Annotated in this window: 17 protein-coding genes; 12 read left to right on the top strand and 5 right to left on the bottom strand. The window is 63.4% G+C overall.

Translation table 11 applies throughout. The features are described 5' to 3' along the window. Positions 1-12 precede the first annotated feature (12 nt). The 4 genes from moaA to ASN89_RS08640 all read left to right on the top strand — a co-directional run bounded on the left by moaA (position 13) and on the right by ASN89_RS08640 (position 5,033). On the top strand, positions 13-1,134 hold the full coding sequence (gene moaA, locus ASN89_RS08655) for a GTP 3',8-cyclase MoaA (protein WP_046685954.1): 1,122 nt from the start codon (positions 13-15) through the stop codon (positions 1,132-1,134). Between the two features lie 62 nt (positions 1,135-1,196). Continuing rightward, positions 1,197-3,044 carry a gephyrin-like molybdotransferase Glp gene (gene glp / locus ASN89_RS08650; protein ID WP_058048997.1) on the top strand — a complete coding sequence of 616 codons (1,848 nt, stop codon included), beginning with the start codon at positions 1,197-1,199 and terminating at the stop codon, positions 3,042-3,044. Positions 3,045-3,311: 267 nt separating this feature from the next. Beyond that, positions 3,312-4,229, top strand: coding sequence for an MHFG family PEP-CTERM protein (locus ASN89_RS08645; protein WP_152988519.1), 918 nt, complete (start codon positions 3,312-3,314; stop codon positions 4,227-4,229). Between the two features lie 57 nt (positions 4,230-4,286). Further along, complete coding sequence (locus ASN89_RS08640; protein WP_058048995.1) at positions 4,287-5,033, top strand: hypothetical protein; 747 nt, start codon at positions 4,287-4,289, stop codon at positions 5,031-5,033. Between the two features lie 27 nt (positions 5,034-5,060). On the opposite strand, the gene rmuC is transcribed toward ASN89_RS08640, so the two are convergent. Next, a complete protein-coding gene (gene rmuC / locus ASN89_RS08635) occupies positions 5,061-6,422 on the bottom strand; it encodes a DNA recombination protein RmuC (protein WP_058048994.1) in 1,362 nt (453 codons plus the stop codon). A 4-nt stretch (positions 6,423-6,426) separates the two neighbouring features. Then, positions 6,427-6,822 carry a group II truncated hemoglobin gene (locus ASN89_RS08630; protein ID WP_046686268.1) on the bottom strand — a complete coding sequence of 132 codons (396 nt, stop codon included), beginning with the start codon at positions 6,820-6,822 and terminating at the stop codon, positions 6,427-6,429. 132 nt (positions 6,823-6,954) lie between these two features. Here ASN89_RS08630 and ASN89_RS08625 point away from each other — a divergent pair, with 132 nt between their 5' ends. Genes ASN89_RS08625 through ASN89_RS08615 form a run of 3 tightly spaced genes read left to right on the top strand, consistent with a single transcriptional unit; the run spans position 6,955 to position 9,105 of the window. Then, positions 6,955-8,220: an MFS transporter gene (locus ASN89_RS08625; protein ID WP_058048993.1), complete on the top strand. Its 1,266-nt coding sequence runs from the start codon at positions 6,955-6,957 to the stop codon at positions 8,218-8,220. 12 nt (positions 8,221-8,232) lie between these two features. Continuing rightward, positions 8,233-8,580 (top strand): GIY-YIG nuclease family protein, encoded by a 348-nt coding sequence (locus tag ASN89_RS08620; protein ID WP_046685960.1) that lies wholly within the window; start codon positions 8,233-8,235, stop codon positions 8,578-8,580. 57 nt (positions 8,581-8,637) lie between these two features. Then, positions 8,638-9,105 (top strand): MarR family winged helix-turn-helix transcriptional regulator, encoded by a 468-nt coding sequence (locus tag ASN89_RS08615; protein WP_046685961.1) that lies wholly within the window; start codon positions 8,638-8,640, stop codon positions 9,103-9,105. A 3-nt stretch (positions 9,106-9,108) separates the two neighbouring features. Here ASN89_RS08615 and cqsA read toward each other — a convergent pair whose 3' ends face one another. Continuing rightward, positions 9,109-10,353 (bottom strand): alpha-hydroxyketone-type quorum-sensing autoinducer synthase, encoded by a 1,245-nt coding sequence (gene cqsA, locus ASN89_RS08610; protein ID WP_046685962.1) that lies wholly within the window; start codon positions 10,351-10,353, stop codon positions 9,109-9,111. Between the two features lie 41 nt (positions 10,354-10,394). On the opposite strand from cqsA, the gene ASN89_RS08605 reads away from it, so the two are divergent. Together ASN89_RS08605 and ASN89_RS08600 are read left to right on the top strand one after the other, a co-directional pair. Next, the gene (locus tag ASN89_RS08605) at positions 10,395-11,837 is read left to right on the top strand and encodes a sensor histidine kinase (RefSeq protein ID WP_235501915.1); all 1,443 of its coding nucleotides are present in this window, start codon (positions 10,395-10,397) and stop codon (positions 11,835-11,837) included. A 3-nt stretch (positions 11,838-11,840) separates the two neighbouring features. Beyond that, positions 11,841-12,848: a response regulator gene (locus ASN89_RS08600; protein ID WP_058048992.1), complete on the top strand. Its 1,008-nt coding sequence runs from the start codon at positions 11,841-11,843 to the stop codon at positions 12,846-12,848. On the opposite strand, the gene ASN89_RS08595 is transcribed toward ASN89_RS08600, so the two are convergent. Both ASN89_RS08595 and ASN89_RS08590 read right to left on the bottom strand, forming a co-directional pair. Next, complete coding sequence (locus tag ASN89_RS08595; RefSeq protein ID WP_058048991.1) at positions 12,845-15,376, bottom strand: ABC transporter permease; 2,532 nt, start codon at positions 15,374-15,376, stop codon at positions 12,845-12,847. The genes ASN89_RS08600 and ASN89_RS08595 overlap by 4 nt on opposite strands. A gap of 36 nt (positions 15,377-15,412) precedes the next feature. Beyond that, entirely contained in the window at positions 15,413-16,444 is a 1,032-nt protein-coding gene (locus tag ASN89_RS08590) for an adenosine deaminase (RefSeq protein ID WP_058048990.1), read from the bottom strand. A 573-nt stretch (positions 16,445-17,017) separates the two neighbouring features. Between ASN89_RS08590 and ASN89_RS08585 the strand changes: the two genes are divergently transcribed. From ASN89_RS08585 to ASN89_RS08575, 3 genes are all read left to right on the top strand, one after another. Continuing rightward, a complete protein-coding gene (locus ASN89_RS08585; protein WP_034754154.1) occupies positions 17,018-18,940 on the top strand; it encodes a PrkA family serine protein kinase in 1,923 nt (640 codons plus the stop codon). A gap of 72 nt (positions 18,941-19,012) precedes the next feature. Further along, a complete protein-coding gene (locus tag ASN89_RS08580) occupies positions 19,013-20,281 on the top strand; it encodes a YeaH/YhbH family protein (protein WP_034754156.1) in 1,269 nt (422 codons plus the stop codon). After that, positions 20,281-21,882 (top strand): SpoVR family protein, encoded by a 1,602-nt coding sequence (locus tag ASN89_RS08575; RefSeq protein WP_046686270.1) that lies wholly within the window; start codon positions 20,281-20,283, stop codon positions 21,880-21,882. The genes ASN89_RS08580 and ASN89_RS08575 overlap by 1 nt, the downstream gene beginning before the upstream one ends. Positions 21,883-22,027 lie beyond the last annotated feature (145 nt).

Here is a 22,027-nt window from a genome sequence, read left to right as displayed (position 1 = left end):
GCATGACCTTTCATGGCTGACAAGATTATCTACCTCGCCGAAGCCCGCAATGGGGCACCGGCGATCCCCGCGCGGCTGGAAAGTCCCAGCGGTAACGTGGCCGACAGCCTGGGCCGGCCCCTGCACGACTTGCGCATCTCGATTACCGACCGCTGCAATTTCCGTTGCGTGTACTGCATGCCGAAAGACGTGTTCGACAAGAACCACGTGTATCTGCCGCACACGGATTTGCTGTCGTTCGAGGAAATCACGCGCGTGGCGCGCCTGTTCGTTGAACACGGCGTGGAAAAGATCCGCCTGACGGGCGGCGAGCCGCTGCTGCGCAAGAATATCGAAAAGCTCATCGCCATGCTGGCCGCGCTGCGCACGCCGTCGGGCCAGCCGCTGGACCTGACCCTGACCACCAACGGTTCCTTGTTGGCCAGAAAAGCGCAGGCGCTCAAGGATGCGGGCCTGAACCGGGTCACCGTGTCGCTCGACTCGCTCGACGACGCCACCTTCAAGCGCATGAACGACGTCGATTTCGCTGTCGCCGACGTGCTGCACGGCATCGATGCGGCGCATGCCGCCGGCCTGGGGCCCATCAAGATCAACATGGTCGTCAAGGCCGGCATGAACGAGCAGGAAATCGTGCCCATGGCGCGCCACTTCAAGAATACGCCCTACATCCTGCGCTTCATCGAATACATGGACGTGGGCGCCTCGAACGGCTGGAACTTGCAGGAAGTCATCCCTTCGGCCGAAGTCGTGCGCCGCATTGCCGCGCACCTGCCCTTGCTGCCCATCGACCCGAACTACACGGGCGAGACGGCGGCGCGCTGGCGCTATGCGGATGGCGGCGGCGAGATCGGCCTCATTTCCAGCGTCACGCAGGCATTCTGCGCCGACTGCAGCCGCGCCCGCCTCTCGACCGAGGGCAAGCTGTACACTTGCCTGTTCGCCAGCAGCGGCCACGACTTGCGCAGCCTGCTGCGCGGCGGCCGCAGCGACGCGGAAATATCCTCGGCCGTGGCGCAGCTGTGGCGCGGCCGCGGCGACCGCTATTCGCAATTGCGCACCAGCCAGACGGACTTGACGAGCGGCGCACTTGAGCACGGTAAAAAGAAAGTGGAAATGTCGTACATCGGCGGCTGAATCCGCGGCGGCGCACGCCCCGCGCTGCTACCATGGCGCATGCACCAATTTTCCTACCTGACATGATCAACAAACACGACATTACCGGCCTGATCCTGGCCGGGGGCCTCGGCACGCGCATGGGCCAGCGCGACAAGGGCATGCTGCCCCTGCATGGCCAGCCCCTGGCCCGCCACGTGCTGCAACGCCTGGCGCCGCAAGTGGGCCAGCTGGCCATCAGTGTCCACGCGGATGCCGGCGATTACGCGCGCTTCGGCTTGCCCGTGTGGCCGGACTCTCTGCCGGGCCAGCTGGGGCCCCTGGCAGGTTTGCACAGCGGCATGCGGCACGCCGGCACGCCCTACTTGCTGACGGTGCCGTGCGACTCTCCCTTGCTGCCGCCCGACCTGGCAACGCGCCTGGCGGCCGGCTTGATCGATAACGATGCCGACCTGGCCATCGCCGTCACCGAAGAGATCGACCCAGCGACGGGCTCGGCCGTGCGCCGCCCGCACCCCGTCTTTTGCCTGGTGAAAACCTCGGCCCTGCCCCAGTTAGACGCTTATCTGCGCGGCGGCGAGCGCCGCATGCGCACCTGGCATGGCCCATTGAGACTGGCCGAGGTACTGTTCGAGGACGGCGCCGCGTTCGGTAACATCAATACCCCGGACGAGCTGGCAGCCCTGCAGGCGCAGGGATTGAGCGTACCGATGGCGCAAGCCATCCTGGCCGACACCGTCGCGCCCGTCGCCGAGATCGAGGAACTGCCCCTGCCGCAAGCGTTCGAGCGCATCCTGGCGGCCGACATCATCTCGCCCATCAGCGTGCCCGCGCACGACAACTCCGCCATGGATGGCTATGCGCTGCATGGTGCCGACCTCGGTGGCGACGCACCCGTTACCCTGGCCGTGGTCGACACCATCCTGGCCGGGCGTCCCGGCACAGTCACCGTGCAGCGCGGGCAATGCGCGCGCATCATGACGGGCGCCGTCATGCCGGACGGCTGCGACAGCGTGGTGCCGCAGGAACTGGTACAGCAAGCCAGCGAGCACAGCATCACCGTCGCGCCGGACTGCATCCGCCCTGGCGACAACCGCCGTTTCAAGGGCGAAGACTTGATGCAGGACCAGCCGGCCCTGCTGCAGGGCAAACTACTCGGACCGGCCGAACTGGGGCTGCTGGCCTCGCTTGGCATCGCCACGGTGCCCGTGCGCCGACGGCTGCGCGTGGCCTTCTTTTCCACCGGCGACGAATTGCGCTCGATCGGTGAAGCGCTCGACGCGGGCTGTATCTACGACAGCAACCGCTATACCCTGCTGGGCATGCTGAGCCGTTTGGGCTGCGAAGTGCTCGACATGGGCATCGTCAAGGACAATCCGCCAGCGCTGGAAGCGGCCTTGCGCGGCGCCTGCGCCAAGGCTGACGTCATCATCACCTCCGGCGGCGTGTCCAGCGGCGCGGCCGATTTTACGCGCGAGATCCTCGCGCGCCTCGGTGAAGTGGCCTTCTGGCACATCAACATGCGCCCGGGCCGCCCCATGGCCTTCGGCCGGATTGCCAGCGAGGGCGACACGGCATTGCTGCTGGGCCTGCCCGGCAACCCCGTGGCCGTGATGGCGGCGTTTTATTTCCTCGCCCGCCCCACCCTGCTGCGCCTGATGGGCGCCGATGCGGACACGTCCGCCCTGCCCCTGCTGCAGGTGGCGGCGCAAGCGCCTATCCGCAAGAAACGGGGCCGCACGGAATACCAGCGCGGCATCGTCGAACGTGGCGCGGACGGACGCCAGCACGTGCGCGTGACAGGCGCGCAAGGTTCGGGCATCCTGCGCTCGATGACGCAAGCCAATTGCATGATCGTGCTGCATGAAGCGCAAGGCCACGTGGCCGCCGGCGACCTTGTCGACGTCGTGCTGTTCCATGGGCTGATGTAAACAGCCACTCCCTCCTCCTTATCTTCGCCTTCAACGGCCCGCCCTGCGCGGGCCGTTTGCATTTCCCCATTGCAATCAATTCCCCTGCGCGGCCGACGTTCGCCTATCGAGATAAAAATATTAATCATTTCCAGTTAAAACAAATCAATAAACACAACACTAATTGTAATAATTTTATTTATTAGTTGATATTGAAGTTTCTTCGATGATAACATTCGAACTCATACAAAAAGTTCAATTTTGATATTGTTTTCACGAGGAACAACAATGAGACACAGCTCTTGGATCGCGGGAGTCAGCTTGCTGGGTGCGGCATGCCTGCTTGCCACCTTGTCCCTGGCGCCCTTGCCCGCCTACGCGAAAGGCACCGCGCGCGCCAATGTGCTGGATAACTGCAACTGGAATCGTCCCGGTGTCGATCCGTTCATGGGTGACGTGGTCGCAGCCGTGGACCGCTATACGGATATCGCGCCGCCCGTGCGTGAACAATTGAAGGAGCGCATGCGTGCGCGCCAGTACGATGAAATTGTGGTGATCAGCCGCGACGCCATCCGCGGCAAGGGCAATTACAACGCGCGCATCAGCGACATGCATTTCGGCCCGGGCCGCGTCTGCCGCAACGTCACACGTGCGGGCTGGAGCGAACAGATGCAGGAACGGGGACTCGTGTATTGCGTGCAGGGCCAGTGCATCCTCGTGCCGACGATCTGCCGCAATGTCAGCCGCATCACGCAGGCGCCCGCGTCGGCGCCGCCGGCGGCAGGCGCCGCTCCCGGCGGCGCAGCACCCGTTGCCGCCGCACCGGCCGCACCGGAAGCGGCAGGCGTGCCCCTGATCGACAATCCCGACGCCTTGCGCGGCGGCTCCTTCACGGGCGGCGCCATGCCGCCCGAGGTGGCCAGCATTCCTTTCCTGCCCTTCGATTTTGTGCGTACAGTCGGCGGCATCACGCCGCCGGCCGGCATGGGCGGCGGAAGTGGCGGAGGTGGTGGCAGCGGCCTGCCGCCGGACCAGGGCAGCAGCATCATCGTGCCGCCCACCGTGATCCTGCCAACCTTGCCGCCCACCGGCCCGACAGTCTTGCCGGCCGTACCGGAACCGCAAACCTGGGCCATGCTGCTGGCGGGACTGGCGCTGACGGCCTACGGCGCGAGAAAACGCCGTACCGGCAAGCCTGCCGCCTGAGGCGTAGCCAGCCGGGTGTGGACTTGTTACTATGGTGCATTCCAGACAAGGATCGCCATGCCCGACATCGATAGCCGTTCGACACGCCTCATTGCACTGCGCAACGAGGGCCGGCACGCGGAAGCGCTGCCGCTGCTGCAAGAGCTGTTCGCCGAGGCCGGGCAAACCCTGAATCCGGCAAGGTCGAGCTATTTCATGATCATGCTGGAGTGGAAGTTCTTGGCCGAGGCTTACGCGCCCGCGTACGCCGCCCTGCAGGCGGAGCGTGATGCGCAAATCCAGCTGCTGCTGTCAGGCAACACGTTTGGCGGCAGGTCGCGCTTCTCTCTCATCGCCGAGATGAACGACACGCTGGGCGATGCCCGTTCCACCGCCGACCTGTTCGTCCGGCTGGACACATGCGCCCCCGAACTGGCGAGCCAGTACGCCTGGCAAGCCCTGCCAGCCGTCGTCGAGTCAGGCAATTTCGCGCTGGCGGAGCGCTATCACGGCGCCCCGCTGGAGCACCTCGATATGGTCAATGAGCTGGCCGCCAGCCTGCCCCTGTTTCCTGCGCCGCGCACGCCGCCGCGGCTGGCGGCGGAACTGATGAATCTGGTAAAAGACGTGCGGATCGCCGCTGCCATACTGCGCGGCCAGGGACAAGCCGCCGAGGCGGACGCACTGTGCGCCGCCTTGCTGGCCGGCCTGACGAATGACGCCATGCGCGCGCTGGCGCAGCGCGAACTCGATGCGCCAGGCAGTATCACCGCTGACATCGTCAACCGCCAGATGGCGCAGGAACAGCAAGACCAGCAGACTTAGCTGGCCGCTGCGGCGAACAAGGCGGCGCTATTCGCCGTCCGTCTTACCCAACAGCAAGGCGGCCGCCTCGCCCGGCAAGGCTTCCACGGATTTCAATTTGCGCGCCATCTGCCGGCTGCGCACTTCCGCGCTTTCAATATTCTTCGCCGCTTTTTCCAGGGTCAGCCGGGTTTGCGACAGCACCTCGCCGAACTTGCCGAATTCCGTCTTGACGGCGCCGAGCACCTGCCACACTTCGGACGAGCGTTTTTCCAGCGCCAGGGTGCGGAAACCCATCTGCAGGCTGTTGAGCAAGGCCGTCAGGGTGGATGGCCCGGCGATGCTGACCCGGTGCACGCGCTGCAATTCGTCGGCCAGTCCCGGGCGGCGCAGCACTTCCGCATACAGCCCCTCGGTAGGCAGGAACAGGATGGCAAAGTCGGTCGTCAGCGGCGGCGCCAGGTATTTCTCGGCGATGGTTTTCGCTTCACCCCGCACAGCCCGCTCCAGCTCGCGTCCGGCCAGGGCCACGCCGTCCGCATCGGCCCGCTCTGCCGCTTCGACCAGGCGCTCGTATTGTTCCTTGGGGAATTTCGCATCGATGGGCATCCACACGGGCGGTCCGCCCTCGACCATGCCCGGCAGTTTCAGGGCGAATTCCACGCGCGCGCCGCTGCCCGGCACCGTTTCCACGTTTTTCGCGTACTGGTCGACAGTGAGTACCTGCTCCAGCAGCATTTCCAGCTGCACCTCGCCCCACGTTCCCCGCGTCTTGACGTTGGTAAGCACCCGCTTCAAGTCACCCACGCCCAGCGCCAGCTGCTGCATTTCACCAAGGCCCTGGTGGACTTTTTCCAGCCGCTCCGACACTTGCTGGAACGAGGCGGACAGGCGCGTTTCCAGGGTGGCGTGCAGTTTCTCGTCGACCGTCTTGCGCATCTCTTCCAGGCGCGCGCCGTTATCTGCCTGCAATTCGCGGATCTTGTTTTCCAACGTGGCGCGCACTTCCAGCATGCGCTGCGCATTCGATTCCGTCAGCTGGGCCAGAGTTTGATTGGTGCTGTCGGCAAATCGCGCCAGGCTTTGCGCCTGTTCTTCGCGTCCGACTTTGCCCTGCGCCTGCATCTGCGTGCGCAGGCTGTCGAGCTGCTGCAGGGTGGCCGCCTGGAATTGCGCCAGGCCGGCCGCCAGGTCCTGCCGCGTGGCCTGCGCCGAGGCCTGCAGTTGCAGCCGCACTTCGCGCTCGACCCGGTCGATGCGTTCCAGGCTTTGCTGCTGGTGCTGCTGCACCAGCGCCAGGGTGGTGGCGCCATCGCCGGCCGCGCCACGCGGGCGCAGCAAGATCAATAGCAACAAGACGATGGCGACGATGGCGGCGCCCAGCAGGCTGTAAAACTCGATTGGGCTCATGGGATCAGTCAGGTTTGTTGCGCATCCAGTCGGCCGTCTGATAGAACGATTCCATCAGGCGCACGCGCAAGGACTCTTCGATGCCCGTGTCTTCCATGGCCCACGCCATGGCGCGCAGCCACTGGTCGCGCTCGCTGGTGCCGATAGCGTAGGGCAAGTGACGGGCGCGCAGGCGCGGGTGGCCGAATTTCTCGATATACAAATCCGGCCCGCCCATCCAGCCCGTCAGGAAGAAATACAGCTTGTCGCGCGAGCCGTCCGTCGATGGCGGATGCATGACGCGGATGCCGGCGAACTCGTGCTCGAGCTCCATCAAGTCATAAAAACGGTCGACCATTTCGCGCAGCACGGGGGCGCCGCCGATGGTCTCGTACAGGGTGGGGGCAGTGGTATCAGTCATGGCCGCCATGATAGCGCAAGCGCTGGCGGCCCATGCGGCGTCAACACTTACTGCCACAATAAATGGCAATATACTTGACCAATCAAGCTTTTATCAAATACCATACAATTTTTAACCAAAGACAAAAACAACATGTCAACCACCGTACAAGCTCCTTTGCTACGCAATACCAACTTCCGCTGGCTGCTCGGTGGCGGCCTCGTGTCCATGCTGGGCGACCAGTTCAGCATGCTGGCCCTGCCCTGGCTCGTGCTGAGCCTGACAAACGATAGCCTCAGCCTGGGCATCGCCGTGGCCCTGATGGGCGCGCCGCGCGCCGTGCTCATCTTGTTGGGCGGCACCATCGCCGACCGTCACTCGCCCCGGCGCGTGCTGCTACTGAGCAAATATGCGAACGCCGCCATCCTGCTCGCGCTGGCCGGCCTGCTGATGCTGGACCACGCCAGTGTGACGCTCGCGTATGCGGCCGCGCTGGCGCTGGGCGTCGCCTCCGCCTTCGCCATTCCCGCCGGCACGGCCATCCTGCCGCAAGCCGTGCCGCCGCAAACACTGCAAACGGCCAACAGCCTGCAGATGGGTGTGCGCCAGCTGTCCTTGCTGGCCGGCCCCCTGCTGGCGGCGCTCGTGCTCGGCACCCGCGATGGCAGGCAGCAAACCGGCATGGCGGCGCTGGCCGCCGCCTTTGCCATCGATGCGCTGACGTTCCTGTTCTCGGCCTGGACCTTGCGGCAAGTCACCTTGCGGCCACTGGCGGCCACCACGGCGCAGGGCATGTGGCGCGACATGGCGGCGGGCCTGGCCATGGTGTGGCGCGACATGGCCTTGCGCAGCTGCTATGCCTACTGGGCCGTGGTGGCGTTCTTCGTCATGGGGCCGCTGCAAGTGGCCTTGCCCGTACTGGCCAGCGAGCGCCTGCACGGCGCCCCGGCGCTCGGTTTGCTGATGGGCGCGCATGGCGCCGGCACCCTGGCCGGCATGCTGGCGTCCAGCCTGGGCGGCGCCTGGCTGCGCCGCCGCTTCGGCGCCACCCTGCTGGCCGTCGACGCCATCGTCGCCATCCTGCTGATGGCGCTGGGGCAAATCGATACCGCCTGGCAAGGCGCGGCCTTGCTGGCCGTCACGGGATTACTGGGCGGTTATGTGCAGGTGGCCATCTTTACCTGGATACAGCGGCGCGTGGCGCCCGCCATGCTGGGCCGGGCGATGGCGCTGTTCATGGGTATCTTCCTGGGACTGGCGCCGCTGTCCGCAGCGGCCACGGGCGCGCTGCTGCGCCACCTGAGCGTGGGCGAACTGTTCTGCGCCGGCGGCGCCCTGCTGCTGGCCGCCGCCATCGCCGCCGCCCTGTTCACGGATATTGCGCGCATCGCAAGCACCGGTTACGTCACCCAACCTTGAGGAAGTCTCACCATGGATAAAACACAGCAAGCCGCCTTGAAAGCAGCTTACCGGCAACAGGCGCCCGCGCTGGGCATCATCGCGCTGCGGCATTTGCCCAGCGGGTGCACCCTGCTCGAGCGCAGCCGCAACGCCCCCGGCGCGCTGAACCGCCACCGCTTCGAACTCACGCTGGGCACGCACCGCAATGCAAGCCTGCAGGGGGACTGGCGGCGCGACGGCGAAGCGGCTTTTCGCTTCGACATCATCGACACCGTCAATCCATCGGCCGATCCCGGTTTCGACGCGGACGCCGAGCTGGACGCCCTGCTGGCGCTGTATCAGGCGCAACTGCTGGAGCAGGGGCAATCACGCTATTGAGCGGCCATGCTTTACACTTGCGCACTCACGCACTGCGCAGCAAATGAAAAGGACGTCATGACCGATCTCACTCCCCCATCGCCGGACGGCGGCAGCGCGCTGGATTTTTGCCTGCGCCTGGCGCGCGCCCAGGCCATGCTGGTGCGCCGCTTCGACAGCACGCTGGGCAATCTGCATGGCCTGAGCTTTGGCGATTATCAATTGCTGTACCACTTGCAGCGCGCTCCGGGCGGGCGCCTGCGCCGCATCGACCTGGCCGAGCGCCTGGCGCTGACGGCGTCCGGCATCACGCGCTCGCTGATGCCGCTGGAAAAAATCGGCCTGGTGGCGCGCCAGGCCGATGCGCGCGATGCCCGCGTCGGCTATGCCGCCATCACGGCGGCGGGACTGGAATTGCTGGCGCACGCGAATACGACGGCGCAGGCGCTGGGCCAGGAATTGCTGGGCAATGCCAGCGCGGAACAGCTGGCGCCCCTGTCTCTGCTATTGAGTGGCATTGCCGGCAACCAACCCGGCCAAGCCTGACATTTACACCAGCGCCAGCTTGCGCAGGCGCCGCGTCGATGGCCAGCGCGCCATGCCCGTCTCGTCGCGGATGGCGGCGCAGGCAGCCAGCACCCGTGCGCACTCGTCCTCGCGCAAGCCCGCATTCAGGGTCAGGCGCACCAGCGAACGGTTTTTCGGCGTGGCCGGCGCACAGAACACGGCGCCGTAGATGCCGTGCCGTTCCAGCGCCTTGCGCAGGATCAAGGTATCGGGTTCGCTGCCCGCTTCCAGCGCGATGATCTGCTCGGTGCCGTCGCTGACGTTGTAGCCGAGCTCCATCAGCCCATGCCGCAACTGCACGCTGTGGCGCCGCAGCGCGACGCGACGGGCATCGGCGGCGCGGATGAAGTCGAGCGCCGCATCGAACCACGCCAGCTCGTGTTCAAGCAGGCAGGAACTGAAGATGGCGGGCCGCGAGGCGGACAGGAAATATCCCTTGAAACGGGCCGAACAGGTGATCAGCCCGGCCCGGCCCGCAAACGCCTTGGCCAAGGACGCCGTGCGGAAATGCACGCGCTCGGCCAGGCCCAGCTCCACCACCAGCCCTGCGCCCTGCGGGCCATGCGTGCCCAGCGAGTGCGACTCGTCGACGATCAGCATGCTGCCGCTGCGTTCGGCAATTTCCACCATCTCCAGCAGCGGCGCCACGCTGCCATTCGTGCTGTACAGCGCATCGACGATGATGATGCCGGGGCCATGCTTGTCGAGCTGGCGCTGCAGGTGGGCGCCATCGTTGTGCAGGAAGGCGACGGGCACGGCTTGCGCCGATTGCACGCCCTCCCACAGCGAAGCGTGCGCCTGCATGTCGAGGTACACGGGGATGCCGGGTCCGGCCAGGCTTTGCAGCAAACCCACATTCGCAGCCCAGCCCGACTGCGCCAGCACGCACGCTTCGCTGCCGAGATAGCCCGCGAAGTTCTGTTCCAGGCGGTGCTGGCGGCTGCCCTCCTGCAGGAACACGGACGACATCAGCATGGCGCCGCCGCCCTGCAAGACGCGCGCCTGGGCCGCCAGCAGCGCCGCCTCGCCGGCGATGTTCAGGTAATCATTACCCGCCAGCATGACTGCACTGGCCGGCATGGCTTGCCATTCATGCAAGTGCTGGCCGCCAAGCAGCTTCTCGATACGCTCGACGTAATGTTCATCCATGCGCGCACGCACGAAAGCAGGCATCAGTTGTTCGGCGCGGACGGCGCGGGACGACAGGGGGGAAATGGCGTTTAACATAGGAACTCCTGATTGGTTGCGAGGGAACTACCGCGTCCAACATGCGCGAGCCATCCGGCAAGAGTTTGATACAGCTCAACAGTTATGCCGATATCCTGCTGATACAGAGTGAACCCGCCGATCATGTTGCATTGACACGCCTCAACGAACACGCCCCCCTGACCATGATGCACGCGCAGTCCCCTTCCGGAAAACGATGGCAAGGCAAGCTGCTCCAGCCTTTCCTGCATTTCCACGACGCCATCGAACACACGCCTGTGCGGCGCGCCCAGGTGCGCACCCTCGCGCTCATCGGTGCGCTGGGCATGCCCCTGTACTACGCGCTGTGGCATTATTTCTTTCCGCAGGAATACGAATCGCCGCTGCTGCGCAGCGTGGCGGCGCTGCTGTTCCTGCCCGCGCTGTGGCCCGGCCGCTTCAGCAATACCTGGTTCAGCGTCTACCTGTTCCTGGGGCTGACCTTCGAACTGCCGTTTTTCTTCACGTACATGTTCCTGATGAACCACGCCTCGACCATGTGGGCCCATTCGCTGCTGGTGGCGCTGGTCGTGCTGTTTCACTTCGATACGCGCATCGCCATGCTGGCCTACCTGAGCGGCACCCTGCTGGCCTGCCTGGCGTTTGCCGTGGCCGGCGAGCCCGCCTTCCTGCTCAGCGGCGACGTCTTGCAGCAATTGCCCGTGCACTGGTTCACGATTGCCGTGCTGTCCGTGGTCAAGGTGGGGCGCAATGTGGGCGCGCAAGAGAAACTGGCCGGGCTGGCGGCCGGACTTGGCAGCGTGGCGCACGAATTGCGCACGCCCCTCGTCAGCGTCGAGGCGAACGTGCGCGGGCTGCAGCGCGGGCTACAGCAAAACCTGCAAGGCCAGCCGCCCGACGCGGCCAGCCTGGAAGCGCTGGCGCGCATCCAGTTCGAAGTGCGCCACATGCACCACATGATCGATCTGTTCCTGCTCAGCGCCAGCGCCGTCAACCGCAAGCTCGAAGCGAACGAAGCCGTGGCCATGCACGACAGCGTGGCGGCCGTGCTGCGCCGCTATCCGTTTACCAGCACGGCCCAGCGCGACATCGTCAAGGTCGACGTGCGTGCCGATTTCACGTTTCCCGGCCAGTCGGAACTGTGCGTGGTGATCCTGCTGAACCTGCTGCGCAATGCCTTGAAAAGCATCCACCGCGCGGGCAAGGGGAGAGTGCGCATCATCATCGATGGCGCCCACCCCGTGCCGCGCCTGCTGTTCATCGACACGGGCTGCGGCATCGCCACCAGCCGCCTGCCGCTGATCTTTGACCGCTTCTATTCGTACCCCTCGCACAATGGCAGCGGCATCGGCCTGGCCCTGTGCCGGCAAATCATGCAAGCCTGGCAGGCGCGCATCCGCTGCGTCGCGCGCGAAGGCGCCTACGCCATCTTCGTGCTGGAATTTCCCCAGCCCCTGCCCGTGTCCACGCACAACCGTTTTCCATCCATCCACCGCGCGAGGTGACGCATGCAACTGCCCGTCTACACCCATCCGACCCTGACCGTATTGATCGACGACAGCGATTCCTTCCTGAAAAGCCTGGCGTTCCAGCTCGATCCCGGCCTGGCGCGCAAGACTTTCCACGACACGAGCAGCGCCCTGCAGTGGCTGCGCCAGAGCGCGCAGCCGGGCGAGACGCCGCTGCACGTCAACTTCGACACGCAGAACCTGCCGCCCGACCAGTGCAACGTGGCGCTCGATATCGAACGCATCTGGCGCATCAGCGGCCAGGCGCAGCGCTTTGCCGTGCCCTCCGTGCTGGTGGTCGATTATTCGATGCCGCAGATGAATGGCCTGGAATTTTGCGAGGCCGTGCGCGACCTGCCGTGCAAGAAGATTCTATTTACGGGCGCGGCCGATGAAAAAGTGGCCGTGACGGCCTTCAACCGGGGCTTGATCGACCGCTACATCAAGAAAAGCGACGACGATGCCCTCGACATCCTGGAACAGGAAATCGTGGCATTGCAGCGCGAATTCTTCCTGCAGCAATCAGAGACCGTGCGCGATTTGCTGATGCTGCACGACTACACTTTCCTGCAAGACGAGGCGCTGGCCGCCGTCGTGCACGAGCTGTGCCAGCGCCATGGTTTTGTCGAATACTATATTTTCCCCAATCCCAGCGGCATCCTGTTCTTCACGCGCGACGGCCACGCCAAGCTGATGATCATCGAGACGGAACGCAGCCTGCACACGCAGTACGAAATGGCGCGCGACAGCGACGCGCCAGCATCCCTGCTGCTGGCCCTGCTGGAAATGCGCGTGATCCCCTATTTTTCGGACGCCGACAGCGACGGCATGTACGCGGCGCAGATCGGCGAAAACTGGTTCCGCTACTGCGCCGCACCCACCATCTGCCTGGGCCGCGTAACGTATTTCTGGGCCCTGTTCGACGTGCCGGCGCACCAGCTGGGGCAACCGGTCATGTCCTATGCGCAATTTTTGCGCGCGGGCGCGGGCGACAGCGTGAGTGCTTAGCCTTCGCGCAAAGTTTGCAACGGCGGATGTTTCAAGACATTGCGCAGCCCCAGCCAGCCGCCGGCGATCGCGCACAGGGCGCCGGCCAGCAGGCCGAAGGCCCACACGCCGGGCGCGAAGCTCCAGGCAAACTTGAACTGGTACGTGGCCAGAGCCCAGCCCATGGCCGCCGCGCCCGATGCGGCCAGCAAGCCGGCCAGGGCGCCGACGAGCGAGAATTCGATCAACTGCGCCTGCGCCAGCTGGCGCCGCGTGGCGCCCAGGGCGCGCAGCAATCCCGCTTCGCGCGTGCGCTCGTCCTGCGAGCCCATCAAGGCCGCATACAGCACCAGCAAGCCCGAGGCCAAAGTGAACGCGAAGAGGAATTCGACGGCCGTCACCACCTGGTCCAGCACGCCCTGAATCTGTTTCAGCACACCGCCCACGTCGACCACCGTCAGGTTCGGGTAGTCGCGCAGCAGAGCATTGCCCAGGTCCGCCTGCGCGGGCGGCAAGTGAAACGCCGTGATCCACGTCTGCGGCGTGTCCGCCATGGCGGCCGGATTGATGATGACAAAGAAATTGACGCGCATCGAACCCCATTCCAGCTTGCGCAAACTCGTGATGGCCGCTTCCACGGGCTGGCCGGCGATGTCGAAGCGCAGCTTGTCGCCCAGTTTCAGCTTCAATGTCTTGGCGATGCCCTCTTCCACCGACGCCTCGGCTGGCGCGCCGGGCGCATTGGCGAACCACTTGCCGGCGACCAGCTTGTTTTCTTCCTGCATGGTGGCCATCGTCGACAGGTTGAATTCGCGGTCGGCCAGGCCCTTGGCGCGGTCGTCCTCGTAGGTGGTTTCCGTGATGGCGTTGCCGTTCACGGCCACCAGACGCCCCCGTATCATCGGATACAGGGGCGCGTTGGCCACGCCGGCTTTGGCCAGGCGCGCGGCGATCGGCTCTTTTTGTTCGGGCAGGATATTGATCATGAAACGGTTCGGCGCATCGGGCGGCGTGGCGTTGCGCCAGGCCACCATCAAGTCGCCGCGCACCACCGTCAGCAGCAGCAAGGCCATCAGGCCCAGGGCCAGCGACACCACCTGGATGACGGTGGCGCCCGGGCGGCGCTGCAAGGACGTGACGGCAAAGCGCCAACCCTGGTGATTGAAGGCGCCGCGCAAGGTTTTCAGCGACTTGATGCCCAGCCAGCCGGCCAGGGCGAACAGGGCGAAGCCGCCGAGGAAGCCGGCCGCCGTCAGCAGCGCCAGTTTCACGTCGCCCGCCTGCCACAACAGTAGCACGACGAAAGCGGCGATACCGAGGCCATACGTGGCCACGGCCAGCGCCTGCGGCGGCTCCTGCTCGCGGCGGATCACGCGGTTGTGCGGGACATTGCGCAACTGCAAAATCGGCGGCAGGGCAAAGCCCAGCAAGAGCAGCATGCCGGTGGCCACGCCTTGCAGGGCGGGCAGCATGGAAACGGGCGGCAAGTCGCTCTGCACCAGTTTGCCCAGCAACTCCAGCAGCACCAGGTGGCCGCCGAAACCGACAGCCACGCCGACGACGCTGCCGGCCAGGCCAACCAGTAAAAATTCGATCACGTACATGGCCGTGACCTGGTTTTGCGTCAAGCCCAGGCAGCGCAGCATGGCGCACGCGTCCAGGTGGCGCAGCATGAAGCGGCGCGCGGCCATGGCCACGGCGACGGCCGCCAGCATGGCCGACAGCAAGCCGACAAGGGACAGGAAACGATCGGCGCGGTCCAGGGTCGATTGCATCTGCGGGCTGCCCGATTCCAGCGACTCGATGCGCACGCCTTTGATGGCCTGCGTCTTGATCTGGCTTTCCAGCCAGGCTTGATATTGCGCAAGCTCGGCCGCCTTGGCCGGTGGCGCCGACAGCAGCAGCCGGTACGATACGCGCGAGCCGTTCTGCACCAGCGCCGTGGCGGCCAGGTCGCCCAAGGGCAGCATGACTCTCGGGGCGAAGTTCAAAAAGGAGGCGCCGCGGTCGGGCTCGCTGGCGATCAGTTGCGTGACCGTAAATGCCTTGTCGCCCAAGGTCAAGGTGTCGCCCAGCTTCGCGTTCAGGCTGGACAGGATCGCCGCATCGACCCACAGGGTGCCGGGCGCCGGCACCTGGTCGGTTGGCCGTCCCACGGCATCCTGCGCTTCGCTCAGTGTGGTCGTGATTTTCAGCTTGCCCCGCTGCGGGTAGCCGGGCGAGACGGCCTTGATGGACGCCAGCTGCGACAGCGATTGCTCGCCCTCGCCCGCCTGCGCCATGCTGGGAAACGTCACCGTGTCGGCCAGTATAAAACCGCGCTGCTGCGCTTCGGCGCGCCAGGCTGCATTGACGGGCTGGTCGGCGCTGATGACCAGGTCGGCCCCCAGCAGCTGGTGCGCGTCGCGGTTCAGGCCCGCGCGCAGGCGGTCGACAAAGAAGCCGACGGCCGACAGGGCCGCCACGGCGACGATCAGCGCGACGAGCAGGAAACGCAGTTGCCCGGCGCGCCAGTCGCGGCCGGTCATTTTCAGGGAGAGGCGGAACATGGGCGGCGGGTCTTTATGCGAGTTGGTTGTGATGCGTTATTGCGCGATGCCGTGGGCGGCCGCGTGCTGGGCGAAATACGCATCGACGGTGGCGAGGAAAGCGTCTTTCTGCGCCTGCGGCAGGAAGGCGGCGATGAAACCGTTGCGCGCCAGGCGATGCGCGTGGGACAGGCCCAGTGGCAGCGCGTCGAAGATGGCGTCGAAATTGTCGTTCATGTAGCCGCCGAAATACGCGGGATCGTCCGAGTTCACCGTCACCAGCAGGCCGGCGTCGAGCAGTTGCACGAGGTTATGGTCATGCATCTGGTCGAATACGCGCAGCTTGGTGTTCGACAGCGGACACACGGTCAGGGCGATCTGTTCGCGCGCCAAACGGGCCGTCAGTTCCGCGTCTTCCAGGCAGCGCACACCATGGTCGATACGTTCGACCTGCAAGTCGTCGAGCGCCGTGCGGATGTAGGCTGGCGGACCTTCTTCGCCCGCGTGGGCCACCAGGTGCAGGCCCAGCTCGCGGCAACGGGAGAACACGCGCGAGAATTTCTCGGGCGGGTTGCCCACTTCCGACGAGTCGAGGCCGATGCCGATGAATTTGTCGCGGTGCGGCAAAGCGTCTTCCAGCGTCTCGAATGCTTCTTCCTCGCTCAGGTGGCGCAGGAAGCACAGGATCAGGGCCGCGCTGACGGGGCTGTCCTGGCAGGCGCGGTGGATGCCGTTGATCACGTCGGCCATGGCCACGCCGCGCGCCGTGTGGGTTTGCGGGTCAAAGAAGATTTCCGTGTGCAAGACGTTATCGGCCTCGGCGCGCTGCAGGTAGGCTTGCGTCATGTCGTAGAAATCCTGCTCTTTCAAGAGCACGCTTGCGCCAGCATAATAAATGTCGAGAAAAGACTGCAAATCCGTAAAAGCATAGGCGCTGCGCAAGTGTTCCACCGATTCATAGCCAAGCGGCACGCCATTGCGCGCTGCCAGTGCGAAAATCAGTTCCGGCTCCAGCGAGCCTTCGATATGGATATGCAGTTCGGCCTTCGGCATGCCGCGGACGATCGCGCGCAATTGGGGGTTCATCATGGGTGTTCCTTATAGGGTGACGATAAAAATGCTGGCTCGCGCACGCGCGGCGCGCAGGGCCATCAGACATGCAGGCATCTTAGCGCAAGATGGCCAGCCTCACCGGCGCCCGGCCGCCATGGCGCCGGCTGCGGCAGCGCCACGGCCGGCATCGGCACGCGCTGGCGAATTGTCGTATGATGGTTTAAAAGGCCTACAAAGGTTCATTGAAATTGAGGAAAAATTTGATGATTTATCCAATTAAATCAACAATTTACAAACAAGTATTAAGGATATGCTGACATATCTTTTGACTTCCTGATCCTTTAGAGCAATAATTAATTTCATGGGGTAAAGGTAAGTGCAACAAGCGCTATCAACAGTGAAAAAATAAGCCGGCTGGCCACGTCAGCACACGGCATCAAGCGCCAGTTTTTTGGTCCGGGCAATCCGGACTCGCAAAGACAGCCGGGCTTGAAACAACAATAAAAATCGGTACGGGGTACAGAAAAAATTCAGACGGCAAGCCCAGGCGAGTGCCAGGCGGGCGGCCATGGTGACTGGCAGTTCAGGTTTACATTAAAGGACATTGACATGACCATTTTTGATAACTATGCAGCACGCTACGAGCGCACCCGCGAAGAGGAAATGTCGCTCACCGAATACCTGGCCCTGTGCAAGAAGGACAAGCTGACGTACGCCAGCGCGCCCGAACGCATGCTGGCCGCCATCGGCGAGCCGCAGCTGGTCGACACGCGCAACGACACGCGCCTGTCGCGCATCTTCGCCAACAAGGTGATCAAGATCTACCCCGCCTTCCGCGAGTTCTACGGCACCGAGGAAGTGATCGAGCAAGTCGTCTCGTATTTCCGCCACGCGGCGCAAGGCCTGGAAGAACGCAAGCAGATCCTGTACTTGCTGGGGCCTGTCGGCGGCGGCAAATCGTCCATCGCGGAAAAACTCAAGTCGCTGATGGAACACGTGCCCTTCTATTGCCTGAAAGGCTCGCCCGTCAACGAATCGCCACTGGGCCTGTTCAACGAGGAAGAGGACGGCACCATCCTGGAAGAGGATTACGGCATCCCGCGCCGCTACCTGCGCAACATCCCCAGCCCGTGGGCCGTGAAACGCCTGCATGAATACAATGGCGATATCAACCAGTTCCGCGTCGTCAAACGCTATCCGTCCGTGCTGAAACAGATCGCCATCTCGAAAACGGAGCCGGGCGACGAAAACAACCAGGATATTTCGTCCTTGGTGGGCAAGGTCGACATCCGCAAGCTGGAAGACTATGCGCAGGACGATCCGGACGCCTACAGCTATTCGGGCGGCCTGTGCCTGGCCAACCAGGGCTTGATGGAATTCGTGGAAATGTTCAAGGCGCCCATCAAGGTCTTGCACCCGCTGCTGACGGCCACGCAGGAAGGCAACTACAAGGGCACGGAAGGCTTTGGCGCCATTCCATTCGACGGCATCATCCTGGCCCACTCGAACGAATCGGAATGGAAGACGTTCAAAAACAACCGCAACAACGAAGCGTTCCTTGACCGTATCTATATAGTCAAGGTGCCGTACTGCCTGCGCGTGTCCGATGAAATCAAGATCTACGACAAGCTGGTGGCCAATTCATCGCTCGTCAAGGCCCCGTGCGCGCCCGGCACCCTGCGCATGATGGCGCAGTTCGCCATCCTGTCGCGCCTGAAGGATCCGGAAAACTCCAGCATCTTCTCGAAGATGCTCGTCTACGATGGCGAAAACCTCAAGGATACGGACCCGAAAGCCAAGTCCATGCACGAATACGTCGATTATGCGGGCGTGGACGAGGGCATGAACGGCCTGTCGACGCGCTTTGCCTTCAAGATCCTGTCGAAAGTGTTCAACTTTGACAATTCCGAAGTGGCCGCCAATCCCGTGCATCTATTATATGTACTGGAGCAGCAGGTCGAGCGCGAGCAGTTTGCGCCGGAACTCGAGCAGCGTTACTTCTCGTATATCAAGGAGCACCTGGCGCAGCGTTATGTGGAATTCATCGGCAAGGAGATCCAGACGGCGTACCTGGAAAGCTATTCGGAATACGGGCAGAATATCTTCGACCGCTACGTGACGTTCGCTGATTTCTGGATACAGGACCAGGAATACCGCGATCCGGACACGGGCGAAAGTTTCGACCGCGAATCGCTGAACAATGAACTGGAAAAGATCGAGAAGCCGGCGGGCATTTCCAATCCGAAGGATTTCCGCAACGAAATCGTCAACTTCGGCTTGCGGGCGCGGGCCTCGAACGGCGGCAAGAATCCCGCCTGGACCAGTTATGAAAAGTTCCGCACTGTGATTGAAAAGAAAATGTTCTCGAATACGGAGGAATTGCTGCCCGTGATTTCCTTCAATGCCAAGGCCAGCGCCGACGATGCCAACAAGCACGCCGACTTCGTGGCCCGCATGGTGGAAAAAGGCTATACGGCCAAGCAAGTACGCCTGTTATGCGAATGGTACTTGCGCGTACGCAAGTCGTCATAGCGCGGACAGCGGAGGCGCGCTCCCGCCTGACGACCGGCGGGGCGCGCAAGACGAGAGGCAAGGAGGCACCCTTTGACATACCTTATCGACAGGCGCTTGCAAAGCAAGAATAAATCCGCCGTCAACCGCGAGCGTTTCCTGCGGCGTTACAAGGGCCAGATCAAGGATGCCGTGGGGCGCGCCATCAAGGGGCGCTCGATCACGGACGTCGAGAATGGCGAGAAGGTCAGCATCCCCGTCAAGGACGTGGGCGAACCGTCGTTTGGCCACGCGCATGGCGGCGTATGGGAAGTGGTCAATCCCGGCAACAAGGAATACCTGAAAGGCGACCAGATCGCCCGGCCGAAAGGCGGCGCCGGCGCCGGGCGGGGCAAGGCGGGCAATAGCGACGAGACGACGGAAGACGATTTCATCTTTGAGTTGTCGCGCGAAGAATTCATGAATTATTTCTTCGAGGACTTGGAATTGCCGCACATGGTGAAAACCCAGCTGACGGCCACCACGGAATTCAAGAACCAGCGCGCCGGCTACAATATGTCGGGCACGCCATCGAATATCCACGTGCTGCGCTCCCTGCGCGGCGCGCTGGGCCGGCGCATCGCCGTCGGCGGCGGCGCCCGCAAGCAGCTGGCGCAGGCCGAGGAAGACCTGGCGACCCTGCTGCACGAAGGCGCGCCCGACAGCGACCCGCTCGTCACGGAACTGCGCCGCCTGATCCACCACCTGCACACGCGCTTGCTGGCGATTCCCTTCATCGACCCGTTCGACTTACGCTACAGCAACCGCATCAAGGTACCCAAACCCATGACGCAGGCCGTCATGTTCTGCATCATGGACGTGTCCGGTTCCATGGACGAGTCGCGCAAGGATACGGCCAAGCGCTTCTTCATCCTCCTGTATCTGTTCCTCAAGCGCGTCTACGACAAGATCGAGGTGGTCTTCATCCGCCACCATACGGCGGCGGCCGAAGTGGACGAGCACGAATTCTTCAATTCGCGCGAGTCGGGCGGCACCGTCGTGTCGTCCGCGCTGCACTTGCTCAATACCATCATCGACGAACGCTATGGCGCCGGGCAATGGAACAGCTACGTGGCGCAGGCGTCCGACGGCGACAACTGGGACAACGATTCCATGCTGTGCCGCCAATTGCTGATCAATACCATCATGCCCAAGGTGCAGTACTACACCTATGTCGAGATCACCGACGGCCCGCAGCAAAACCTGTGGGAGCAATATGCGGGCGTGCTCGACCATCACGCCCATTTCGCCATGCAAAAGATCGTCACGCCGGCCGATATCTACCCGGTCTTCCGCGAACTGTTCAAGAAACAGGTGAAATGATGAGTGCAGCCTTTGACCGCGCCAGCAATACCCCGGGCGAACCGTTCGTGCGCCTGCGCCACCCGAACGCCCTGCCCGAGCAGTCGGAATGGACCTTCGAGCTGATCGAGCAAATCCACGAGGAAATCCGCCGCGTGGCGAAACAGTTTGGCCTCGACACCTATCCGAACCAGCTGGAAATCATCACGGCCGAGCAGATGATGGATGCCTACACCTCGGTGGGCATGCCCGTCTCGTACAACCACTGGTCGTTCGGCAAGCATTTTCTGTCCACCGAGAAAAGCTACAAGCGGGGCCAGATGGGCCTGGCCTACGAGATCGTCATCAACTCGAACCCGTGCATCGCCTATCTAATGGAGGAAAACAGCCTGACCATGCAGTCGCTGGTGATCGCGCATGCGGCCTATGGCCACAATTCCTTCTTCAAGGGCAATTACCTGTTCCGCGCCTGGACGGATGCGGACGCCATCATCGACTATATGGTGTTTGCCAAGAATTACATCGCCGAATGCGAGCAGCGCCATGGCGTCGACGCCGTGGAATTACTGCTCGACTCGTGCCACGCCATCCAGAACTATGGCGTGGACCGCTACAAGCGCCCGGCGAAACTGTCGATGGCGAAGGAATATGCGCGCCAGAAAGAGCGCGAAGCCTATGTGCAGTCGCAGATCAATCAGTTGTGGCGCACCCTGCCCCGGCGCGATGAAGACGAGGACGAGGACGACCAGCGCAAGGCCGCCCCCCGCTTTCCGCCCGAACCCGAAGAAAACCTGCTGTACTTTATAGAGAAGTACGCGCCGCTGCTGGAACCGTGGCAGCGCGAGATGGTGCGCATCGTGCGCAAGATTTCCCAGTATTTCTATCCGCAGCGCCAAACCCAGGTCATGAACGAAGGCTGGGCCACCTTCTGGCACTACACGATATTGAACCAGCTCTACGACGAAGGCGTGGTGGGCGACGGCTTCATGATGGAATTCCTCAAAAGCCATACCAACGTCGTCTACCAGCCGCCCATCGACAGCCCGTACTACAGCGGCATCAATCCGTATGCACTGGGTTTTGCCATGATGAGCGACATCCGCCGCATCTGCGAGCACCCGACGGACGAAGACCGCGCCTGGTTCCCCGACATGGCCGGCAGCGACTGGCGCAAGAGCCTGGACTTTGCCATGCGCAATTTCAAGGATGAAAGCTTCATCGCCCAATACCTGTCGCCGCGGCTGATCCGTGAATTCCATTTCTTTGCCGTGCTTGACGACGACAAGAATGAAAAGCTGGCCATTTCCGCCATCCACGACGACGCCGGCTACCGCTACGTGCGCCAGCAGCTGGCCGAGCAGTACAACCTGGGCAACCGCGAACCGAACATCCAGGTCTGGTCCGTCAATACGCGCGACGACCGGGCATTGACCCTGCGCCACACGCAATTCCAGCGCCGCCCCCTGAACCAGCAGGCGGCCGAGGTGCTCAAGCACGTGGCGCGGCTGTGGGGCTTCGATGTGCACCTCGATACGGTCGACCCGCAGGGCGTCGTCCTGGGCACCTTGAATTGCCGGCGGGAAAAACGCAACCGGCGCGATGACCCGGTTGTCCGGCCATGAAATGATTTGTTGATAATAATCAATGGCAAGAACATAAGCGTTTCCTATGCCTACATAGGAATTCAGTATGGCCTGGCGGCCTCAAATGGGCCGCCAGGACCGCCTTTTTTGACCTGGATAAAGTCCCTTCCGCACCCGTTTGGTG

The sequence above is a fragment of the Janthinobacterium sp. Ant5-2-1 genome (genome assembly GCF_001445815.1).
Lineage (GTDB): Bacteria > Pseudomonadota > Gammaproteobacteria > Burkholderiales > Burkholderiaceae_D > Janthinobacterium > Janthinobacterium lividum_E.
The sequence above is the reverse complement of the archived record's forward strand: the minus strand, read 5'-3'. Positions and strand labels throughout refer to the sequence as shown.

Excerpts from the sequence above, each read along its gene's own strand:
- cqsA (WP_046685962.1), bottom strand. The coding sequence starts at position 10,353 with ATGTTAAACGCCATTTCCCCCCTGTCGTCCCGCGCCGTCCGCGCCGAA.
- ASN89_RS08640 (WP_058048995.1), top strand. The coding sequence starts at position 4,287 with ATGCCCGACATCGATAGCCGTTCGACACGCCTCATTGCACTGCGCAAC.
- ASN89_RS08615 (WP_046685961.1), top strand. The coding sequence starts at position 8,638 with ATGACCGATCTCACTCCCCCATCGCCGGACGGCGGCAGCGCGCTGGAT.
- ASN89_RS08645 (WP_152988519.1), top strand. The coding sequence starts at position 3,312 with ATGAGACACAGCTCTTGGATCGCGGGAGTCAGCTTGCTGGGTGCGGCA.
- ASN89_RS08575 (WP_046686270.1), top strand. The coding sequence starts at position 20,281 with ATGAGTGCAGCCTTTGACCGCGCCAGCAATACCCCGGGCGAACCGTTC.
- rmuC (WP_058048994.1), bottom strand. The coding sequence starts at position 6,422 with ATGAGCCCAATCGAGTTTTACAGCCTGCTGGGCGCCGCCATCGTCGCC.
- ASN89_RS08585 (WP_034754154.1), top strand. The coding sequence starts at position 17,018 with ATGACCATTTTTGATAACTATGCAGCACGCTACGAGCGCACCCGCGAA.
- ASN89_RS08595 (WP_058048991.1), bottom strand. The coding sequence starts at position 15,376 with ATGTTCCGCCTCTCCCTGAAAATGACCGGCCGCGACTGGCGCGCCGGG.
- ASN89_RS08630 (WP_046686268.1), bottom strand. The coding sequence starts at position 6,822 with ATGACTGATACCACTGCCCCCACCCTGTACGAGACCATCGGCGGCGCC.
- ASN89_RS08620 (WP_046685960.1), top strand. The coding sequence starts at position 8,233 with ATGGATAAAACACAGCAAGCCGCCTTGAAAGCAGCTTACCGGCAACAG.
- moaA (WP_046685954.1), top strand. The coding sequence starts at position 13 with ATGGCTGACAAGATTATCTACCTCGCCGAAGCCCGCAATGGGGCACCG.
- ASN89_RS08600 (WP_058048992.1), top strand. The coding sequence starts at position 11,841 with ATGCAACTGCCCGTCTACACCCATCCGACCCTGACCGTATTGATCGAC.
- ASN89_RS08625 (WP_058048993.1), top strand. The coding sequence starts at position 6,955 with ATGTCAACCACCGTACAAGCTCCTTTGCTACGCAATACCAACTTCCGC.
- ASN89_RS08605 (WP_235501915.1), top strand. The coding sequence starts at position 10,395 with ATGCGCGAGCCATCCGGCAAGAGTTTGATACAGCTCAACAGTTATGCC.
- glp (WP_058048997.1), top strand. The coding sequence starts at position 1,197 with ATGATCAACAAACACGACATTACCGGCCTGATCCTGGCCGGGGGCCTC.
- ASN89_RS08590 (WP_058048990.1), bottom strand. The coding sequence starts at position 16,444 with ATGATGAACCCCCAATTGCGCGCGATCGTCCGCGGCATGCCGAAGGCC.